Annotated in this window: 18 protein-coding genes; 5 read left to right on the top strand and 13 right to left on the bottom strand. The window is 65.7% G+C overall.

Features of this window, described 5'->3' with window-relative positions; translation table 11 throughout:
• Positions 1–3: 3 nt before the first annotated feature.
• The 11 genes from lpxB to uppS form a co-directional block, all read right to left on the bottom strand.
• Positions 4–1,155, bottom strand: coding sequence for a lipid-A-disaccharide synthase (gene lpxB, locus AADZ90_RS08100; RefSeq protein WP_367312070.1), 1,152 nt, complete (start codon positions 1,153–1,155; stop codon positions 4–6).
• Positions 1,152–2,036: an LpxI family protein gene (locus AADZ90_RS08095; protein WP_367312069.1), complete on the bottom strand. Its 885-nt coding sequence runs from the start codon at positions 2,034–2,036 to the stop codon at positions 1,152–1,154. Before AADZ90_RS08095 ends, lpxB begins: the two co-directional genes overlap by 4 nt.
• Positions 2,036–2,821: an acyl-ACP--UDP-N-acetylglucosamine O-acyltransferase gene (lpxA, locus tag AADZ90_RS08090; RefSeq protein WP_367312068.1), complete on the bottom strand. Its 786-nt coding sequence runs from the start codon at positions 2,819–2,821 to the stop codon at positions 2,036–2,038. The genes AADZ90_RS08095 and lpxA overlap by 1 nt, the downstream gene beginning before the upstream one ends.
• Positions 2,818–3,282: a 3-hydroxyacyl-ACP dehydratase FabZ gene (fabZ, locus tag AADZ90_RS08085; protein ID WP_367312067.1), complete on the bottom strand. Its 465-nt coding sequence runs from the start codon at positions 3,280–3,282 to the stop codon at positions 2,818–2,820. Before fabZ ends, lpxA begins: the two co-directional genes overlap by 4 nt.
• A 70-nt stretch (positions 3,283–3,352) precedes the next feature.
• Positions 3,353–3,991 (bottom strand): OmpH/Skp family outer membrane protein, encoded by a 639-nt coding sequence (locus AADZ90_RS08080; protein WP_367312066.1) that lies wholly within the window; start codon positions 3,989–3,991, stop codon positions 3,353–3,355.
• A 3-nt stretch (positions 3,992–3,994) separates the two neighbouring features.
• Complete coding sequence (gene bamA, locus AADZ90_RS08075) at positions 3,995–6,343, bottom strand: outer membrane protein assembly factor BamA (RefSeq protein WP_411996977.1); 2,349 nt, start codon at positions 6,341–6,343, stop codon at positions 3,995–3,997.
• Positions 6,344–6,485: 142 nt separating this feature from the next.
• A complete protein-coding gene (locus AADZ90_RS08070; RefSeq protein WP_367312065.1) occupies positions 6,486–6,611 on the bottom strand; it encodes a hypothetical protein in 126 nt (41 codons plus the stop codon).
• Between the two features lie 79 nt (positions 6,612–6,690).
• A complete protein-coding gene (gene rseP, locus AADZ90_RS08065) occupies positions 6,691–8,019 on the bottom strand; it encodes an RIP metalloprotease RseP (protein ID WP_411996976.1) in 1,329 nt (442 codons plus the stop codon).
• A gap of 2 nt (positions 8,020–8,021) precedes the next feature.
• Entirely contained in the window at positions 8,022–9,188 is a 1,167-nt protein-coding gene (gene dxr / locus AADZ90_RS08060; RefSeq protein ID WP_367312062.1) for a 1-deoxy-D-xylulose-5-phosphate reductoisomerase, read from the bottom strand.
• Entirely contained in the window at positions 9,185–9,988 is an 804-nt protein-coding gene (locus AADZ90_RS08055) for a phosphatidate cytidylyltransferase (protein ID WP_367312061.1), read from the bottom strand. Before AADZ90_RS08055 ends, dxr begins: the two co-directional genes overlap by 4 nt.
• A gap of 1 nt (position 9,989) precedes the next feature.
• A complete protein-coding gene (gene uppS / locus AADZ90_RS08050; protein WP_367312060.1) occupies positions 9,990–10,721 on the bottom strand; it encodes a polyprenyl diphosphate synthase in 732 nt (243 codons plus the stop codon).
• A gap of 230 nt (positions 10,722–10,951) precedes the next feature.
• Here uppS and AADZ90_RS08045 point away from each other — a divergent pair, with 230 nt between their 5' ends.
• Entirely contained in the window at positions 10,952–12,943 is a 1,992-nt protein-coding gene (locus AADZ90_RS08045; RefSeq protein ID WP_367312059.1) for a putative bifunctional diguanylate cyclase/phosphodiesterase, read from the top strand.
• A 126-nt stretch (positions 12,944–13,069) separates the two neighbouring features.
• On the opposite strand, the gene frr is transcribed toward AADZ90_RS08045, so the two are convergent.
• The gene (gene frr / locus AADZ90_RS08040) at positions 13,070–13,627 is read right to left on the bottom strand and encodes a ribosome recycling factor (protein WP_367312058.1); all 558 of its coding nucleotides are present in this window, start codon (positions 13,625–13,627) and stop codon (positions 13,070–13,072) included.
• A 118-nt stretch (positions 13,628–13,745) separates the two neighbouring features.
• On the opposite strand from frr, the gene AADZ90_RS08035 reads away from it, so the two are divergent.
• On the top strand, positions 13,746–14,135 hold the full coding sequence (locus AADZ90_RS08035; RefSeq protein WP_367312057.1) for a Rid family hydrolase: 390 nt from the start codon (positions 13,746–13,748) through the stop codon (positions 14,133–14,135).
• A 211-nt stretch (positions 14,136–14,346) separates the two neighbouring features.
• On the opposite strand, the gene pyrH is transcribed toward AADZ90_RS08035, so the two are convergent.
• Positions 14,347–15,072, bottom strand: coding sequence for a UMP kinase (gene pyrH, locus AADZ90_RS08030; protein WP_367312056.1), 726 nt, complete (start codon positions 15,070–15,072; stop codon positions 14,347–14,349).
• A 112-nt stretch (positions 15,073–15,184) separates the two neighbouring features.
• Between pyrH and miaA the strand changes: the two genes are divergently transcribed.
• The 3 genes from miaA to AADZ90_RS08015 all read left to right on the top strand — a co-directional run bounded on the left by miaA (position 15,185) and on the right by AADZ90_RS08015 (position 18,806).
• Positions 15,185–16,042: a tRNA (adenosine(37)-N6)-dimethylallyltransferase MiaA gene (miaA, locus tag AADZ90_RS08025; protein ID WP_367312055.1), complete on the top strand. Its 858-nt coding sequence runs from the start codon at positions 15,185–15,187 to the stop codon at positions 16,040–16,042.
• A 62-nt stretch (positions 16,043–16,104) separates the two neighbouring features.
• Positions 16,105–16,899: a helix-turn-helix domain-containing protein gene (locus tag AADZ90_RS08020; protein WP_367312054.1), complete on the top strand. Its 795-nt coding sequence runs from the start codon at positions 16,105–16,107 to the stop codon at positions 16,897–16,899.
• Positions 16,900–17,150: 251 nt separating this feature from the next.
• Positions 17,151–18,806 carry an ABC transporter substrate-binding protein gene (locus AADZ90_RS08015; protein WP_367312053.1) on the top strand — a complete coding sequence of 552 codons (1,656 nt, stop codon included), beginning with the start codon at positions 17,151–17,153 and terminating at the stop codon, positions 18,804–18,806.
• Positions 18,807–18,842 lie beyond the last annotated feature (36 nt).

Raw genomic sequence — 18,842 nt, 5'->3', positions numbered from 1 at the left:
CCCTCACAATCGGTCCAGCACCGCCCGCGCCGCACGCAGCCCCGGTGCCTCCCCGCCACGCCCAAGCCTTTCCATCGTCAGCCGCATCGCCTCCGCCTGCGCCCCCGGCTCCGCCAGCACCTCAAGAAGCGCGGGCGCGATCTTCTTCGGCACACACTCCGCCCCGATGAATTCCGGCACCGCCCGCGTCTCGCTCACCAGATTGACCAGCGTCACCGTCTCCACCCGCAACATGCGGCCGATGATCTGACGGCTCAGCCACGCCATGTCATAGGCGATCACCATCGGCGTCCCCGCCGCCGCCAGTTCCAGCGACACCGTCCCCGACGCCGCAAGCGCCGCATCCGCCGCGCGAAACGCCGCCCGCTTCGCGTCGCCCGGCGCAAACCCTTCGATGCCTTCCGGACCCAGCACCACCGGATCGCCTTGCCAGTCCGCCGTCAGACGCACCACGTCGTCCCGGACCCCGGCAACCGTCGGCACGACAACCCGCAGATCAGGCCGGGCTGCAACCACGACCTCCAGCACCTCCCGGAAAACCGGCGCCAGCCGCGCGACTTCCCCCCGCCGCGAGCCCGGCAATACCAGCAGGCACGGCGCATCGCCGATCCCGGCGACCGACCGAAAGCGTGCCGCGTCGGCCTCCGTCGCCACAGGCTCCGCCACCACCGGATGGCCGACGAAGTCGCAGGCTACCCCGGCGGCCTCCATATACGGCGGCTCGAACGGCAAGAGCGCCAGCACCTGATCGACAAGCGCCGCCATCTTCTCGGCGCGCTTCGGCCGCCAGGCCCAGACGGTCGGGGCCACGTAATGCGCGATCCGGATATCCGAGGCCGCCTTTACACGCTTCGCCACCCGCAGGCAGAAATCCGGGCTGTCGATGGTGATCAGAACGGCCGGCTTCACCTCCAGCACCGCCTCGGCCATCTCGGCGATCCGCCGCTTGAGATCGAAATAGCGCGGCAGCACCTCGGCCAGGCCCATCACGCTCAGCTCCTCCATCGGAAATCGGCTTTCCAGCCCCTCCCCGATCATCCCGGCGCCGCCCACCCCGTCGAAGGACACGTCCGGTGCCAGCTCCTTCAGCCCCGCCATCAGGGCCGCGCCCAGCTTATCCCCCGACGGCTCCCCCGCGATCAGAAAGACCTTCATGCGCCGCCTTTCGGCCGAACCCAGAGGAAAGCTCCCGCACGGTTGAGCGTGTCGACCACCCCTCCAAGGTCCAGAACCATGACCCCACCGGCCTCGATGACGATCCCCGCAAGCCTCGCCTCGACCGCGCGCTGCGCCGTTTCGAGCCCGATGACAGGCAGATCCACCCGGCGGTCCTGATCCGGCTTCGGCCCCTTGAAGAGGATCCCGCCCCGCACATCCACCGGGCTGCCCTCCGGCCCGCTCAGCCATTCCGCCGCCTGCCCCAAGGCATCGCCGAGCAGATCCGCCGGTGCCCAAAGCCCGCCGCGCTCCGGCACAAAGCGCCGGATCATCGCATCGGTCCCGGCGGCATCCTCCCGCGCAAGCACATGACCGCCCCTCAGGATACAGGCCTGCCCGATATCGGCCGCGCCCATCTGGGCCAGAGTAAGTTCTCCCAGCACCGCATCCTCGCGATGCGCCAGATCCGGTGACACCGCCGTCGGCACTCCGGCGTCCGGCAAAAGGTCCGGCGCCACGTCATGGGCTGCCACAATCTCGAACCCGCTCTCCTCGAAGATCGCGATCACCACGCGAAGCGCGCCGTCATCTCCCACCGACAAAGCCCCGCGCAATCGCGGCAGCAGCGCCCGCGTGGGATCATCGAGGGCCAACGGATCGATCTCTGGCCGAGCGACTGCACCGGCCATGCAAATCCGCGTCACGCCCCGCGCCGTCAGATCGGCGAGGAACCCGCCCAGTCGCTCAAGCCGAAACGTCAGATCCGGCGTGACAGCCGGGGCGCTCCCCGCCAATGCGCAAATCAAGGGGCGCTCAGGCAACCGCTCCAGAATGGCTGGCGGTAAGGCCCCGGATCCCGCGATCAACGCCAGCGTCATCAGACCGGCGTCAGGAACTGCCGGTCGCTGGCGCCCAGGACGAAAGCGACCAGCCGGTCGACATACTCGCTTTCGCTCTCCTCGGCGAGCCGGGCGGCGCGGTCGTGGAACGTCCCCTCGCCCTGCCGCAGCGTCTGCAGCGCCGCGCGCAGCGCGGTGATGTCCGTCCGGTCGACCCCCTTGCGCTTGAGCCCCACGAGGTTCAACCCCTCCAGCTGCGCCCGCGGCCCGTGGACGAGGCCATAGGGGATCACATCCTTCGCCACCATCGAGAGCGCCCCGATGATCGCCCCCTGCCCGATCCGCACCCATTGGTGCACGCCGGAAAGACCGCCGATGATCACGTCGTCCTCGATCACGCAATGGCCCGCGATGGCCGACGAATTGACGACGATCACCCGGTCGCCCACCTGCGCGTCATGGGCGATGTGGCACCCCGCCATGAACAGACCGTCATCCCCGATCCGCGTCACGCCACCGCCGCCCGTGGTGCCGGTGTTCATCGTGACATGCTCGCGGATGCGGTTGCGCTTGCCGATCCTCAGCCGCGTCGCCGCGCCATCGTATTTCAGGTCCTGCGGGATCTCCCCGATCACCGAGAACGGAAAGACGATGGTGTCGGCCCCAAGCACGGTGTCCCCGGTCACGACCACATGGGATTTCAGCTCGACCCCCTCGGCCAGCATCACGTCCGGGCCCACATGGCAGAACGGCCCGATCCGGCAACCCGCCCCGATCTGCGCGCCCGGTTCGATCACGGCGCTGGGATGGATCTCCGTGCTCACGCCGAGCTCAAATCCATCATCGCGGTGAACTCCGCCTCGGCGGCAAGCTCTCCCTCAACGGTCGCGGTTCCCTTGAACTTCCAGACCTTGCCGCCCGCCTTGCCCCGCACGGTTTCCAGCTTCATCTCCAGCACATCGCCAGGCACCACCTTGCGGCGGAACTTGCAGTTGTCGATCGCCATGAAGTAGATCAGCATGTTGCTGTCGGCGAGGCCCAGCCCCGCCCCCACCATCACGCCGGCCGTCTGCGCCATCGCCTCGACGATGGTGACGCCCGGCATGATCGGCGCGCCCGGGAAATGCCCCTGGAAATGCGGCTCGTTGAAGGTGACGTTCTTGATCCCCCTGGCCGACGACGTGCCGTCGATATCGACCACCTTGTCGACCAGAAGGAACGGGTAGCGGTGCGGCAGGATCCGCTGGATCAGGTCGATATCGGCGGTGGTCACGGGCTCTGTCATCAAGGGATCTTTCTGCGGAGGTCTCGGCCCGGCCTGCCTAGCAACTCACCCGGAACGGGGCAAGCGACGCTCATTCCGCGGGGGCGGGAACCGGGCCCTCGTCGGTCGCCTCCGCTCCCTCATCGGGGGCCGGCCGGCGCCCCGCCTGCCAATCGGCAAACCGCTGGTCGAGCATGACGCCGACGTTCAGAAGTGCTTCCCCGCCGCCGATCTCCGCGTCGATCCGCGCGATGGCCTCGTCGGTGATGTCGACCGTATTGGCCGCCAGATATGTCGACCGCTGCTCCAGCAGGATCGCCGCCCCCCGCTCTTCGAGGATCGCCGACAGGACCGGATTGGCCGCCCGCTGGAACAGCTGCCGCCATTCGCGCAGCATCTGTTCCAGCTGCGCTTCCTTGACGTCCTGCTCCAGGCGGATCTGCTGGACCCGCGCGTCGAAATCGCTGGCCAGCGCCGCGAACTCCTCGGCGCTGATCTCGTCGCGCCGCCGGCTCAACGCTTCCTCTTCGGCCAGAAGGGCCTCCTCGGCCGCTTCGTTCTCGGCGACCAGGGCGTCCCCCGCCGCGCGCAGCTCGCCCGCCACCCGCTGGCCAAAGGCGCTGTCAAAGAGCATCCGGTCGAAATCGAAGACCAGGACGGGCGACTGCGCCGTGTCCTGCGCCGATCCGGCCCCGGCGAGGAGGCAGAGGATCAGCGCGAGAACCCGCATCGCCTAGAAACGGCTCTGGATCGTGATGTCGAAGCTGCGGTCCTCGTCCTCGTCTTCCTTGATCAGCGCCTCGGTGAAGTTGAACCGCAGGGGGCCGATCGGCGTGGTCCAGAAGACGGCAAGCCCGACGACGGCGCGCGGTGTGAAGTCGTCATAGAGGATCTCCACATCGTCACGCTCCTTGCCGACATCCCAGACCGACCCGTAGTCGAAGAACGCGCCACCACTGACCCCGTACTCGTCCGGCAGGGGCAGCGGAAACTCCGATTCCAGCCGGATCACAGCGAAGGTGTTGCCACCCAGCGCATCGTCGGTATCCGCATCCCGCGGCCCGATCCCGCCAGCCTCGAACCCGCGCATCGTCCGCCCGCCGAGGAAGAAGCGGTCTGTCACCCGGCTTTCGTCCTCCAGAAAGGTGAGCGTACCGCCCTCGAAGGTCGCGCGCAGAGTGACGTCCCCACCGAAGGTCTCCCTCTCGGCCGCGGCAAGGAAGGTCGTGCGGATGAACCGCTGATCTCCGCCCAGCCCAGCGAAGTCCTGGCCGAACCGCAGCACGATCCCGGTCTCGGGATCAAAGCCCGACCGCCGGTTGTCATAGCTGTAGGTGTAGCCCAGCGCGCTCGACACCAGCAGGCCGTCATCGGCTTCATCGAACACCAGAAGGCTCGCCCGGTCGTCCGGATCGTCCTCCCGCTCGCCCTGCACGTCAAACAGGTCCTGCGCCTCTAGCGTATAGCGCAGCGCAAGCCGCCCGTTCTCGCTCACCGGGAAGGTCAGCGAGGGGCTGAAGCGCAACGTCTCGGTATCATAAAGCGCGTTTTCGTTATCCGTCGTCGTGTAGCCAAGGCTCACACCGAACCGCAGATCGCGGCCCAGGAAATTCGGCTCGGCGAACTGGAAGTTCAGCCGCCGGTTCGATTCCGCGGTCGAGATCCCGACCTCGAGGAGCTGCCCGCGCCCCAGGAAGTTCCGCTCCGCCAGCGAGGCCGCGAAGCCCAGCCCGCTATCGCTCGAAAAGCTCGCCCCGAAGGACAGCGAGCCTGTCGGCTGTTCCTCCACGTCCACATCCACGATCACCTGATCGGGAGAGGAGCCTTCCCGGGTCTCCACGTCGCTTTCGGCGAAATAGCCCAGCGCCCGGATCCGCTGCGCCGCCGCCCGGATCTCGCGCGGATTGAACGGGTCGCCCTCGACCGTCCGGAACTGCCGCCGGATCACCCGGTCGAGCGTGGTCGTGTTCCCCTCGATATCGATCCGCTCGACGAAGACCCGCGGCCCCCGCGACACGACAAACTCCACGTCGAGCTCCAGCGCCCGGTCGTCACGCGTCACCCGCGGCTCGACCCGGACGAAGTTCAGCCCGTCGCGCAGCGCCTGCACCTCCAGCCGGGCAATATCGGCATCGATCCGTTCGGGGTTGAACGTGACCCCGCGCCGCAGCCGCACGAGGTCGAGATAGACATCCTCATCGACCTCCGCGATCTCGCTTCTGACTGTGATGTCGCCGAACTCGAAGCGCTGGCCCTCGCGGACGTTGAAGGTGATCAGGAACGCATCCCGCTCCCGCGTCAGCGACACATCGACATTCTGGATCTCGAAATCCACATAGCCGCGCGACCGGTAGAAGTCGGTCAGCAGCTGCTGGTCGAACTGCACGCGGTCGGCGATGAACGTGTCCCGCCCGACGACCTGCCGGAAAAGGCCCGCCTGCGTGGTCTCAAGCACCCGGCGCAGGCGCCGGTCGGAAAACTCGGTATTGCCGACGAAGCTGATCCGCTCGATCTCGGTCAGCCCGCCCTCGAAGATCTCGAACACCAGATCCACGCGGTTGTCACTCCGCCGGATGATCCGCGGCGTGACGGTGGCCGAGATCCGGCCTTGCTGGGCATAGGCCTCGGTAATGATCGCGGTGTCCTGTTCCGCGACCGAGGGGCTGTAGACCCGCCGCGGCTCGCTTCGGATGATCCCGGCAAGGTCATCGTCCGACAATCGGCGGTTCCCCTCGAAGGCGATGCGGTTGATCGTCGGGAACTCCACCACGCGGATCACAAGCGTGCCGCCCTGCGGAATCACCTCCACGCTTTCGAACAGGCCCGAGGCGCGGATACGCTGGGCCGCGTCATTTAGTTCCCCGGCCGACACGGCCTCGCCGCGCGTGATGCCCGCGAAGGTCAGGATGGTCGCCGCCTCGATCCGCTGGTTGCCCTCGACCGAAACGTTGTTGAAGCGGAATTGCTGGGCGCTGGCGATCCCGGCCGCCAGGAACAGGAGAACGGCCAGCCCCATGGCAAGCACCGCCCGAAATGCCCCATAGGGCTTGTGACGCGCCGCGGCGCTCCCCCAAGATATCATGATGTGGTTCCGCCCGTTGCCCGCTTTCATTGGCATCGACGGTTAGCCAAATCACCCAGCCTTGTCAAAATCTCGCGACCAAAAAACAGGGGCGCGAAAAATATGAGCGCCCCGGGCCGGTTTTTGACGGTTCAGACCGGGATTAAGGCGCCGAGATATAGGCGCCGAACCACAAGGCGCCGCCGAGGATTCCAAGCGCGATCAGCCGATCCCGGTTCAGCTCCACCAGGAATGTCAGCGCGCGCACACCGTCGTTCAATGTCTGCATGTCACCACTCCTTCGACGCCCGTTAACCTGCCGTCCAATTGTGACGAAATCGGGGCAGCAGCGCGGAGCCTTCGTGGGACTAGCAGAACAAATCGCTAAAAAGCGCGAGAAACATGAGCGATCCAACCATAGCCAAACCGACCGACATCAGAACCCGCAGGGCCTTCTCCGACGGCGGGCGGCCACGGACGGCCTCGTAGGCGTGGAACACCAGATGCCCGCCATCGAGAACCGGCACCGGCAGCAGGTTCAGAAGACCCACCGCCGCCGAAAGGACGGCCACGAACCAGATAAAGCTGCTCGGCCCTTCGCTCGCCGCGGCCCCGCTCGAGACGGCGATGCCGACCGGCCCGCTGATGTTGCAGGTCGAGATCACGCCGGTAATCATCTTCCACATACCGTCCAGCGATGCGGTGATGATGAACCAGACCTGCGCAAGTCCCGCTTCGGCCGCCTCAAGAAGCCCGCGAGGCTCGGTCGCCGGTTCGAACAGCGACCCGCCGCGGATACCGATCAGATACCGCTCCTCTATGCTGCCATCGGCGCCTTGCGCCGCCCGCCTCTCGGGCACGAGCACGAATTCCAGCGTCTCCCCGTCGCGCCACACATCCAGCAGCACGGCCCGGCCGTCCACGGCGCGCACGGCTTCGATCAGCTCGCCGAAGGAGTAGATCGCCTCGCCCTCCACTGCCGTAATCACGTCGCCCGGCTGGATCTCGACCTGGAACGCGGGCGAGCGTGGGACGACCGACGACACCGTCGCCGGTTGCGGATGCGGCGCCTGAACGGTCACTTCCTCTCCGTCCCGCAACACGGTGTAGTCAAGCGATGGCTGCGTCGGTAGCATCTCATAGAGCGGGCCGAGATTGTCTTCGTCAAATGGCTCCCCCTCGATGGAGAGGATGACATCCCCCGGCTCCAGCTCCATCGTGAAGGGCAGCGGCTTGGTCTCGCCCACGGCCAGCGGCGTCGCAACCTGCCCGACCGACAGGCCGACCCCGGCGAAGATGAAGAAGCTCATGATGAAGTTGAACAGCGGCCCGGCCACGATCGTCGCCGCCCGCGCCCAAAGCGGCGCCCCCAGCATCGTATCGCGCGGCGCCACGGCGGCCTCGGCCACCGTTCCGTCCGACCCGACGCTGGCCGCATTCGCGTCGCCCTTGAACTTCACGTAACCGCCCAAGGGGAAGGCCGCGAATTGCCAGACCGTCCCGCGCTTGTCGGTCCGCGACAACAGCACGGGTCCGAACCCGATCGAAAAGACGTCCGCCTTGATGCCACACCAGCGGCCCACGATGTAGTGGCCGTATTCGTGCACCGCGACGATGATCGACAACGCAACGATGAAAAAGAAGATGATGTAGGCAACGCCGCCTGACGTCTCGAGGAACTGCGTCAAGAACTCCAAAACTACCCCCTGCCTGTCTCGATCATCTGCCCGGCGATTTCCCGCGCGCGAGCGTCGGTCTCCATGACCCTATCTAAGCTCTCTGCGGCGATTCCAAGGCCGTCCTTGCCTGACATCGCGTCGAGCGTGCGGTCGACGACCCCTGCCATGGCCATGAACCCGATCTCACCCGCGATGAACCCGTCCAAGGCCCGTTCCTTGGCCGCGTTGAAAGCGGCCCCCGCCATGCCTCCGGTCTCCATCACCGCGCGCGCCAGCGCCAGCGCCGGATAGCGCGCGGGCTCGGGTTCCCGGAAGGTCAGCTGGCCGATCTTCGCCAGATCCAGCCGCTCCACCGGCACATGCCCCCGCTCGGGCCAGTGCAACGCATAGCCGATCGCATGGCGCATATCGGGCGGGCCCACATGGGCCATCAGCGCCCCGTCGCGGAAGCCCACCAGCGCGTGAACCAGGCTCTCGGGATGCACCACCGCCTCGATCCGCGCGGGCGCGATGCCGAAGAACTCCTTCGTTTCGATCAGCTCCAGCGCCTTGTTGAACATGGATGCCGAATCGATGGTGATCCGCTGCCCCATATCCCAGTTCGGATGGCTCGAGGCCTCGGCCACTGTCACATGGGCCAGCTCTTCCAAAGGCCGGTCCCGGAACGCCCCACCGCTCGCGGTGATGACGACCCGCTCGACCGCGGCCGTATCTTCGCCCACCAGGGCCTGGAAGACCGCCGAATGCTCGCTGTCGACCGGCAGCACCGTTGCCCCGTGCCGCTTCGCCTCCGCCATCAGCAAAGGCCCGGCCGCCACCAGCGTCTCCTTGTTGGCCAGTGCCAACGTCGTCCCCTGCCGTACCGCAGCCAGAGAGCACGCGATCCCCGCCGCTCCAACGATGGCCGACATGATCCAGTCCGCGGGCCGCGCCGCCGCTTCGACCAAGGCTGCCTGCCCCGCCGCCGCTTCCACGCCGCTGCCCTCCAGCCGCGTGCGCAGTTCGGGTAGAGCGGCCTCGTCCGCGATCACCGCGACCTCGGCCCGATGCTCCAGCGCCAGGTCCGCCAGCGCCGCCGCATCCGATCCCGCGGTCAACGCGACAACCCGATACTCCCCACGGCCCACCAGATCCAACGTCTGCCGCCCGATAGATCCGGTCGCGCCAAAGACGCTCACCCGCCTCAAAACGCGACCCCGGGCACATCGACGACCAGCGCCACGAACAGCATGAAGAGCGACGCGCCCAGCAGCCCGTCGAACCGGTCGAAGAGCCCCCCGTGCCCCGGGATCAAAGCGCTCGAATCCTTCACATGCATCCGCCGTTTCAACGCACTCTCCGCGATATCTCCCATCTGCGAGGCCAGGCTCAGCATCGCCGAGATCCAGACGATATCGAACCCCGCATCCGTAAACGTCAGGAACAACGCGCCCACGACAGCGGCCGAGGCCCACCCGGCCGCCGTCCCGCTCCACGTCTTCTTGGGGCTCACCGCGGGCCAGAACTTCGGCCCGCCCACCGCACGGCCCACAAAATAGCCGAAAACATCGGTCGCGACGACCACCAGGATCAGCCACAGCAGCCACAGCGGCCCGTAATCCTCGCGGAACACCACAAGCCCCCAGCCCGCCAGCTGAATGCCCAGCGCGAACAGAAAGAACGTCTTGCGCTCGGTCTTCAGGACCACCGCGCCCACGATCGGCACGATCAGCATGAAGACCCACAGCATCGTCCGGTCCGACACCAGGAGCCCCGACAGCACGCTCGCCACACCTGCGGCCAGCAGCGCCCCCGTCGTCGGCACCTCGGGCCGGATCATCATCCACAGCTCCCAGACCATGATCGCGGTCACGAAGACCGCCAGCATCTGGAACCACACGCCGCCCACGAGGATCGCAGCAATTCCGATTGCCGCCATCGCCGCGCCCGACACCAGCCGGACCGTCAGGTCGTCCCATCTTCCCGGATCGGGCAGTCCCAGCGACACGTCAGGCCTTCACGGCTCCGAACCGGCGGTCCCGCTGGCCGAACCCGCTCAGCACCCGCGCGAACTCGTGCCGGGTGAAATCAGGCCACAGAGTATCCACGAACTCGTATTCGCTATAGGCCGACTGCCACAGCAAGAAGTTCGAAATCCGCGCCTCCCCGCTCGTCCGGATCACCAGGTCCGGATCGGGCAGCACCCGCGTGTCCAGATATCGCGCCAGCGTCTCGTCGGTGACATCCTTGTAAGAGAGCTTGCCGACCGACACGTCATAGGCCAGCCGCTTCGTCGCCCGCGCGACCTCGTCCCGGCCGCCATAGTTCAGCGCGATCGTCAGATGCACCTTGTCGTTTCCGCTCGTCAGCAGCTCCAGCTCGTCCATCATCGCGACCAGCTTGTCCTCCAGCCGCACCCGGTCGCCGATGAACCGCACCCGCACGCCGTTCTCCAGAAGCGCCCGCGCCTCACGCTCGATATAGCGCTTGAAGAGCTTCATCAGCCCGGCGACCTCGGCCTGGGTCCGCTTCCAGTTCTCGGTCGAGAAGGCAAAGATCGTCAGATACTTCACCCCCAGATCCGGGCAGGCCTCGACGATCTCGCGCACCCGCCGCGCCCCCGCATGGTGCCCGAAAAGCCGCGGCCGCCCGCGCGCCTGCGCCCAGCGGCCATTGCCATCCATGATGATCGCCACGTGTTGCGGCCCACATATGGGTCTCTGTTCTGTCTGCTCGGCCATCGGGCCCCCTCTGCCAGCCCCGCTCACCGGCGGCGCTTTCTGCCAGCCATAGCGCCCAACCCAGGGTTTTGAAAGCACGCAGACACCCTCTCCCGTGCAGAACAGCACTATTTTTCAGCGATTTTCTGCGAATGCGTCTCGAAACGACATCAAATCGCCGGGCCGAATTCAGAAAGAGTTAAGCATCCGCGGGCGACGTGGAGTCCTGTGCATTTTGCTTGGTGACCCCGATGACCCTGACAGGACCGAACCGCCTGGGCCGAACCTTCTCCGGACACCGGCGCCTCGCATCGCTCGTCATGACGGTCCTCGGCCTCATGACGGTCATCATAATCGGCGTCCACGTAATCCTCGACCGCACGATCGAGGCGTCGCTTCTGCGCGGCTCGGAAGAAAAGGCCAAGAACTGGGTCACCTTCTTCAAAGGCGAAGTGCCGGATCTCGACCGGCTGATCACCACCCGCACCGCCACGATGCACCACATGGAAATCGCCCGCCTCGCCGTGTCTTACGGCGATGTCTTCCACTTCAAGATCTTCGATCGCAGCGGGCGCCCGATCTTCGTCGCTGACGAGGCGACATATTTCACCCAAGGCACCACCGATATCAACGAAACCGCCCGGCGGGTCTACCAGACCGGCATCAGCGAAGTCGCCGTCCATGACGGCTCCGGAAAGCCCAACCGCCCCGACTACTACACCGCGGCCTATATTCCAGCCCTCTCCGAAAACGGCGATGTTCTGGGCGTGATCGAGGTCTGTGTCGATGAGACCTCGTATCTCTCCTTCGTGCATTCCACCCTGCACTGGCTTGGTGTTGCCCTGCCTGCGATATGCGCCCTTCTGTTCCTGATCCCGACGATCGGCTACCTCGTCCGCTCGGAACAGAAGCGCAAAAGGGACAACGCCGTCGCGCTCCTGTCCCGCTTCGATCCGCTGACAGGCGTCCTGAACCGCGGCAGCTTCACCGCAGAGGCAGAGAGCGCTTTCGCCGGCCGAAAATCCGAAACGGACGCGGTCGGTGTCATGTTCGTGGATGCCGACCGCTTCAAGGACATCAACGATCTGCACGGGCACGATTTCGGCGACCAGTTCCTTTGCCACATCGCCAGCGCGATCACGCGCTCGGTGCGCGAGACCGATATCGTTGGCCGTCTCGGCGGCGACGAATTCGTCATCCTCCTGCCCGGGATCAGCGATGTGACACTCAGCGAAACAGCCAAGCGCATGACACGTGCCGTGCGCCAGCCGTTCGAACATCACGGGCGCAGCGTCACCGGCCATGTCAGCGTCGGCACGCACCTGTCCGTCCCGCCCGAAAAGATGGCAGAGGCGCTCCACGCCGCCGACCTCGCGCTCTACCACGCCAAACTCAGCGGACGCGACGCCGTCGTCGCCTATTTCGACGACCTCGACATCGAACGCGAGCGCCGCCGCATGATCGAGGTCGCGCTGCGCGGCGCGTGGGAGGGCAACCGATTGGAGCTTCACTTCCAGCCTCTCATCAAGCTCAAGAACAGAGAGATTGTCAGCTTCGAAGCGCTCCTGAGGCTCACGACCGACACCGGCGAACAGATCCCCCCAAACGAATTCATCCCGATCGCCGAACAGACCGGCCTGATTCACGAGATCGGAGCAGAGACGATCCGCCGCGCCATCGACATCGCCAAGACATGGCCCGAAGATCTCTTCGTATCCGTCAACCTCTCGCCAGAGCAGTTCCGCCGCCATGATCTCGTCTCCCGGATCGACAGCATCCTGAAAGAGGCGGGCTTTCCGTCCCATCGGCTTGAACTCGAAGTCACCGAAAACCTGCTCCTGCGGGACGAAGAGCGTGTGTCGGACCAGCTGTCCCGCCTCAACGCGCTGGGCGTGTCCATCGCGATGGACGATTTTGGCACCGGCTATTCAAGCCTCGGCTATCTCTGGAAATACAATTTCGACAAGCTCAAGGTCGATCGCGTCTTCCTCGAAGGCTACGAATTCAACCAGGACAAGCACCGCGACATCATCGAGACGATCATCCTCCTCGGCCACAAAATGGGGATGGAGGTGACCGTCGAAGGGGTCGAAACGGCCAGCCAGGACGAAATGCTGGACCGCCTCAAATGCGATCAGCTCCAAGGATATCTCTTCGGTCGGCCGATGTCAGCGAACGACGCCGCGACCCTGCTCGAGGATGGTGTGCAGGACCAAACCGTCAGCGAACGAAAGTCGGCCTGAGGCCGGGATGTCGTGATTGACCGAAGATGACGCGTTTCGCACAGGCCGGATCGTCGATTGTTCGAGATGTCAGGCTCTGCCCGCTCGCGCCTGAAAGGCTCCATTGGAGCCTTTTCAAGACGGCGTTCACACCTGCATGATCTCGCCCTGCTTGGTCTCGAGCTGCTGATCCACGGCCTTGATGTGCTTGTCGGTGATCTCCTGAACCGCGCTTTCCCAGAACTTCGCGTCATCCTCGGACAGCCCGTCGGCCTTCTTGATCTTGTCCATCCCGTCGCGCCGCACGTTGCGGATCGCGACCCGCGCATTCTCGGCGTACTGCGCGGCCACCTTCGTCAGCTCCCGCCGCCGCTCCTCGTTCAGTTCAGGGATCGGCAGCATGATGATCGTGCCGTTCAGCTGCGGATTGATCCCCAGTCCCGACTCGCGGATCGCCTTCTCGACCTTGCCGACCAGCCCCTTGTCCCAGACATTCACCGTCACCATCCGCGGCTCGGGCACGTTCACGGTCCCCACCTGGTTGATCGGCGTCATCGCCCCGTAGGCATCGACCATCACCGGCTCCAGCATCGACGCGCTCGCACGCCCCGTCCTGAGCGAGGCAAATTCCGTCCGAAGCGACGTCATCGCCCCCTCCATCCGCCGCTCAAGGTCGTCGGTATCCAGTTCGAAGTCATCCGCCATGTTCGTCGCCCGGTTCTGATCGTTTCGACGCGGTATAGCCGCGCCGCCGGGCGGTTTCCAGCGGGACCGCGCGTTTCGCAGCTTGAGCCGACCACGCCGCAAACCGTAAGAAACAGTCATGACCCGCCGCGCCATCATCCCCGCCGGTCTCGACGCCGCCGCTGCCCAAACGGGCATGACCCCGGCCATTGCGGCGAACGGCTTCCTCTTCCTCACCGGCGCCACCGGCAGCGGACCCAACGGCGTCATGCCCGCCGATCCCGAAGCGCAGATCCGCCAGGCCTTCTCGAAGATCAGCCAGGTCCTCGTTGCGGCGGATCTCACCTTCGACGCCGTGGTCGAGATGACGAGCTATCATATCGGCCTTCGCGCCCATTTCGACCTCTTCGATCGCATCCGCCGCGAGGTCTTCGCCGCCCCCTATCCGGCCTGGACAGCCGTCGAAGCCGCTGGCCTGCGCCGCGAGCGGGCTATTGTCGAGATCCGCATCATCGCCAGCCATTCCTGACCTGCAAAACCTTCCAGAAGGTTTTGAAACCCAGAATTTTCTAGAAAATTCTGCCACCGCAAATTCTTCTAGAAGAATTTGCCTTACCCAAGAGAACACTGACAGCGTCAGAACCAGATTTGTCGCCAAAGTGAAGATGTATCCGACCGACCGCATGCACCAGTAAACCGGCAGAACCGCAGCCGCAGCAACCGTCAAAACCTGTGGCAGCTCACCCGTGGACAGTGGTCGAGGTTCCCTCGCCCGCCAGGATCCCCCGGAATCCGCCCGGCTCGTCCAGCGAGAAGACGATGATCGGCAGGTTGTTGTCCCGCGCCAGCGCAATCGCGGAGGCGTCCATCACCCCAAGATGCTTCTGCAGGACCTCATCATAAGTCACTGTTTCGAAACGCTTCGCATCCTCGAACTTCTTCGGGTCCTTGTCATAGACGCCGTCGACCTTCGTCCCCTTGAAGATCGCTTCGCAAGCCATTTCCGAGGCGCGCAGGGTCGCCGCCGTATCGGTCGTGAAATAGGGGTTCCCCGTCCCCGCCGCGAAGATGCAGATCCGCTTCTTCTCCAGGTGCCGCACGGCCCGCCGCCGGATATAGGGCTCGGCCACCTCGTCCATCCGGATGGCCGAGATCACCCGCGTATGGATCCCCAGCCCCTCCAGCGACGACTGCATGGCCAGCGCATTCATCACCGTCGCCAGCATCCCCATATAATCCGCCGTGGTCCGCTCCATTCCCTGGGCAGAGCCCTGTAACCCTCTGAAAATGTTACCCCCGCCGATCACCATGCAGATCTCGACGCCCATCTCCTGAACGCTTGCCACCTCGCGCGCAATGCGCTCCACCGTGGGCGGATGCAGGCCAAATCCCTGATCCCCCATCAGCGCCTCGCCCGAGATTTTCAGAAGAACCCGCCGGAAGGTCGTCTGCCCGCTCGCATCCATCGCGTCACGCCCCCGCTCTTTCGTTCCCGGGGAAAATGTCGCAAAAGGCCCGCCGGTTCAATGGCGGATCGCCCCCCGCCGCGGCAGATCGGCGGAGACCCCCGGAAAGCCCATGGAAATAAGGGATATCCCCCCGGAAAAACCGGTCCTGATCGCGGGTCCGACGGCCAGCGGCAAGTCCGACCTCGCGCTCCGCATCGCCGAGCTGCAGGGCGGCACCATCGTCAATGCCGACGCGCTGCAGGTCTACGACGGCTGGCGCATCCTCACCGCCCGCCCCTCGCCCGAAGACGAGGCACGCGCGCCTCACGCGCTCTACGGCCACGTCCCCCACGACCAACCCTATTCCGCGGGCCAGTGGCTGCGGGACGTCACGCCCCACCTGACGGCGACCCGCCCGATCATCGTCGGCGGCACCGGTCTCAACTTCGCGGCCCTGACCGAGGGCCTGGCCGAGATCCCGGAAACCCCGCCAAAGATCCGCGCGGAAGGCGACGAACGAACCCTCCAGACCCTTCTGGAAGAGCTTGATCCGAAAACGAAATCCCGGATCGACACCCTCAACCGCGCCCGCGTCCAGCGTGCCTGGGAGGTGCTGCGCGCCACCGGCCGACCCCTCGCCGACTGGCAGGACGACACGCCGCCGCCGCTCCTCCCCCTCGACCGTACCACCCCGATCCTGCTCGACGCCGACCGCGACTGGCTCGCCCATCGCATCGCCCGCCGCTTTGACCTCATGCTCGACGCCGGCGCCCTCGACGAAGCCCGCGCCATGGCGCCGACCTGGAAGCCGAAACACCCCTCCTCCAAGGCCATCGGCGCCGCAGAACTGATCGCCCATCTGCACGGCGACCTCTCCCTCGATGCCGCGAAGGAGGCCGCGATCATCCAGACCCGCCAATATGCCAAGCGCCAGCGCACATGGTTCCGGGCCCGGATGCGCGGATGGTCGCACATCCCGCTTCCCTGATATTCCCCGACTCGCGGAACGCTGCTATCCCTTTGGAAAGATTGGGACGGAACGGTATTTTCATGGAACTTTCCACGGCCTACGCGATCACCTCGCTCGCCCAATTGGCGCGTGGCGGCAAATGGCGGCTCGAGGCGTTGCGCAGCCATTCCAGGCCCCGCCTGCTCTGGATCTCCAATGGCCAGGGCCGGATCACGCTCGCTGGCCAAACCCGGGGCTTCACCCCCAACAACCTGATCTTCATCCCCGGCAACACGCTCTACGGGATCCAGCAGCTCAGCCCGCTCACCGGCACCCAGCTGGCGCTGCCCGCACGTTCTGGCGACGAGTGGCCCGAGGCCCCGGTGCACCTGCGCGTCCTCGAAAACCACCCCCAGATGGAAATCGCCGCCCGTCTCGACGCGATCGAACGCGAATTGACGGCCGATCGCCCCGCCGCCGAACGGGCCGTGGGGCATCATGCGGGCCTCCTCGCCGTCTTCCTCGAACGCCGCCTGGCCGAGGCCGAAGGCGATGCGGGCCTGCCCGACACCTCCACCACGCGTATCGCCGCGGCCTTCACCGATCTGGTCGCCCGGGACTTCGCCCTTGGCCGCACCATCGCCGATTACGCACGCGAGCTTGGCGTGACCTCCACCCATCTCTCCCGCTGCTGCCGCGCCGCCACGGGCCGGGCGGCCCACGCGCTGCTGGCCGACCGCAGACTTTACGAGGCCCGCAAGCGCCTGACCGACACGGCCGAGCCCATCAACCGGATCGCGGGCGATCTGGGCTTCGGCTCGCCCGCCTATTTCACCCGCGTCTTTCACGCCCATACCGGGCGCAGCCCGTCGGATTTCCGCCGCGACGCGCTCTGATAGCGGCAGATCCGGTCCGCTTTTCCGGTTGCATGATGGCGGGCATGTCGTTTTCATGCTCCGCAGATGTCGTTTTCTGACACGGAAGTGACGAAAGCGGCTGTTGACGCAAGCCGGAAAAGCGGACCGAATAGTCTCATCCGGGGGGGATGGCACAGGACAGAGAACTTGCTGCACCACCAAGCAGACCCACCATCCAACCGCCGATCCGGTGCTGGCACCAACGTTTAACGATCAACAGGGAGAATTCGATGACGTCACCGATCCACAAGGGAGCGGAGCTTTACGCCAAGGAATATCGCGAGGGTCACATCGACCGCCGGGAATTCCTGGCACGCTCCACCGCACTGGGTGTCACCGCGACCACGGCCTATGCAATGATCGGCCTCGAAAGCCCGGCTAAGGCGGCGGGCCATATCCAGCGCGGCGGCACGATCCGCATGCAGATGCAGGTCAAGGCCAACAAGGATCCGCGCACCTACGACTGGACCGAGATGGCCTATGTCACCGCCGGTACGCTGGAATACTTCGTCGAATACAATTCCGACGGCTCCTTCCGCGGCATGCTGATCGAAGCGTGGGAGGTCAATGACGACGCCACCGAATACACGCTCCGCGTCCGCCCCGGCGTGACCTGGTCGAACGGCGATCCGTTCAACGCCGACGATGTCGTGCGCATCCTGACCGACTGGTGCGACGGGTCGCTCGAGGGCAACTCGATGCAATCCCGCATGGCGAGCATTCTGAACGAAGACGGTTCCGCCGTGGCCGACGGTGCTGTGACCAAGGTCGACGACATGACCGTGCAGCTGGTCCTCAACGCACCGGACATCACGATCATCCCCGGCATGGCCGATTATCCGGCCGCGATCTACCACAGCTCCTATGACGCCGCAGCGCCGTTGACCGACCTCGTCGGCACCGGGCCGATGGACGTGCTGGAACATCAGGTCGGCGTCGGCGCCGTCATCCAGCGCTCCGACCGAGACTGGTGGGGCGACGAGGCGTTCGAGGATGGCGGCTTCTACCTCGACCGGATCGAATATGTCGACTACGGCACCGACCCCGCCTCCTGGATCGCCGCGGCCGAGTCTGAAGAAGTCGACATGCTCTACGAGACGGTCGGCGACTTCGTCGACATCATGGACGCGATCGGCTGGACCAAGTCCGAGGTCGTCTCGGGCGCCACGATCTGCATCCGGCCCAATCAGCTGGCCGAGGTCGACGGGGTCCGCCCCTATGAGGATGCCCGCGTCCGCCGGGCGCTTGCCATGGCCGTCGACAACGCGGTCTGCCTCGAACTTGGCTATGCCGGCCAGGGCATCCCGGCCGACAACCACCATGTGGGCCCGGTCCACCCGGAACACGACCCGTCCGTCACCCGCATCCCCCACGATCCGGCCGGCGCGCTGGCGCTGCTCGAAGAGGCCGGCATGGCCGATTTCGAACACGAGCTGATCTCGATCGACGACGACTGGCGCCGCAACACGACCGACGCGGTCGCGGCCCAGCTGCGCGACGCGGGCATCCCCGTCCGCCGCTCGATCCTGCCCGGTTCCACCTTCTGGAATGACTGGACGAAGTACCCGTTCAGCTCGACCAACTGGAACCACCGGCCGCTCGGCACGCAGATCCTGGGCCTCGCCTACAAGTCCGGCGTTGCCTGGAACGAGGCGGGCTTCTCGAACGCCGAATTCGACGAACGCCTGGCCGAGGCGAACTCGATCGCCGATGTCGACCAGCGGCGCGCGGTGATGACCCGCCTGCAGGAAATCATGGTCGAGGAAGGCGTGACCATCCAGCCCTACTGGCGGTCGCTCTACCGCCATTACACCGACCAGGTCGTCGGCGCGGACATGCACATTGCCTACCTGCCCCAGATCTACAAATGGAGCACCGCCGCCTGACGCGCCGCGACATCCGGAGGGGGCGGTAAGCCGCCC

This window comes from Aestuariibius violaceus (genome assembly GCF_040779325.2).
Classification (GTDB): domain Bacteria; phylum Pseudomonadota; class Alphaproteobacteria; order Rhodobacterales; family Rhodobacteraceae; genus Aestuariibius; species Aestuariibius violaceus.
Note: the sequence above shows the minus strand (reverse complement) of the source record. Positions and strands in the feature narration are given on the sequence as shown.

Excerpts from the sequence above, each read along its gene's own strand:
- AADZ90_RS08095 (WP_367312069.1), bottom strand. The coding sequence starts at position 2,036 with ATGACGCTGGCGTTGATCGCGGGATCCGGGGCCTTACCGCCAGCCATT.
- AADZ90_RS08080 (WP_367312066.1), bottom strand. The coding sequence starts at position 3,991 with ATGCGGGTTCTCGCGCTGATCCTCTGCCTCCTCGCCGGGGCCGGATCG.
- AADZ90_RS08045 (WP_367312059.1), top strand. The coding sequence starts at position 10,952 with ATGACCCTGACAGGACCGAACCGCCTGGGCCGAACCTTCTCCGGACAC.
- AADZ90_RS08070 (WP_367312065.1), bottom strand. The coding sequence starts at position 6,611 with ATGCAGACATTGAACGACGGTGTGCGCGCGCTGACATTCCTGGTGGAG.
- AADZ90_RS08020 (WP_367312054.1), top strand. The coding sequence starts at position 16,105 with ATGGAACTTTCCACGGCCTACGCGATCACCTCGCTCGCCCAATTGGCG.
- miaA (WP_367312055.1), top strand. The coding sequence starts at position 15,185 with ATGGAAATAAGGGATATCCCCCCGGAAAAACCGGTCCTGATCGCGGGT.
- uppS (WP_367312060.1), bottom strand. The coding sequence starts at position 10,721 with ATGGCCGAGCAGACAGAACAGAGACCCATATGTGGGCCGCAACACGTG.
- bamA (WP_411996977.1), bottom strand. The coding sequence starts at position 6,343 with ATGATATCTTGGGGGAGCGCCGCGGCGCGTCACAAGCCCTATGGGGCA.
- AADZ90_RS08015 (WP_367312053.1), top strand. The coding sequence starts at position 17,151 with ATGACGTCACCGATCCACAAGGGAGCGGAGCTTTACGCCAAGGAATAT.
- pyrH (WP_367312056.1), bottom strand. The coding sequence starts at position 15,072 with ATGGATGCGAGCGGGCAGACGACCTTCCGGCGGGTTCTTCTGAAAATC.
- lpxB (WP_367312070.1), bottom strand. The coding sequence starts at position 1,155 with ATGAAGGTCTTTCTGATCGCGGGGGAGCCGTCGGGGGATAAGCTGGGC.
- frr (WP_367312058.1), bottom strand. The coding sequence starts at position 13,627 with ATGGCGGATGACTTCGAACTGGATACCGACGACCTTGAGCGGCGGATG.
- AADZ90_RS08035 (WP_367312057.1), top strand. The coding sequence starts at position 13,746 with ATGACCCGCCGCGCCATCATCCCCGCCGGTCTCGACGCCGCCGCTGCC.
- fabZ (WP_367312067.1), bottom strand. The coding sequence starts at position 3,282 with ATGACAGAGCCCGTGACCACCGCCGATATCGACCTGATCCAGCGGATC.